The sequence below is a fragment of the Anaerotignum faecicola genome, from assembly GCA_024460105.1.
Lineage (GTDB): Bacteria > Bacillota > Clostridia > Lachnospirales > Anaerotignaceae > JANFXS01.
Window position 1 is genome coordinate 1 of the sequence record JANFXS010000044.1, and the last position, 643, is coordinate 643.

General features: G+C 50.5%; 1 protein-coding gene. It reads left to right on the top strand.

The window, feature by feature from the left end; genetic code table 11:
- On the top strand, positions 1 to 523 hold a 523-nt coding region (locus NE664_12635; protein MCQ4727482.1), incomplete at its 5' end, for a V-type ATP synthase subunit E.
- Positions 524 to 643: the final 120 nt, after the last annotated feature.

Genomic DNA, 643 nt, shown 5'->3' on the forward strand with positions numbered 1-643 from the left:
TGAATATACCGCCGCCCTGGAACAGACCTTTGAAGAGCATCAGGCAGATGCGAGACGGAGAGCCGAACAGCAGGTGGAACTGGAAAGCGAACGAATCGAACATGAGACGAACAAAAAGCTTTCCCTGGAGCAGATTGGCATCAAACGGGAGCTCGGACATAAACAGGAAGAGCTGAAAGACAAAATTTTTGTGGAGCTTAAGGATGTGCTGGAACAGTACATGGAAACTCCCGAATATTCACAGCTTTTGGAGAAGCAGATCCGCCACGCCAGAGAATTTGCCGGAAACGAATTCTTTACGATCTACATTGACCCGGCGGACGAGACGAGACTGAACCGTCTGGCGCTCCACAACAGCGCCGACATCCGCGTGAGTGAGTACTCCTTCGGCGGCGGCACACGGGCCGTCATTCCATCCCGCCATATCCTGATTGACAACTCCTTCCAGACAAAACTGGAGGAGGCAAGACGGGATTTCCGCTTTAACTTAAAGGATCTGGAGGGAGGTATCACCAATGAATAATACTGGCACAATTTCCGGTATCAACGGCCCTGTTATCTATTTAAAGGGCGACCCCGGATTCAAAATGAATGAAATGGTTTACGTCGGCAGGGATAACTTAGTCGGCGAGGTCATCGGTCT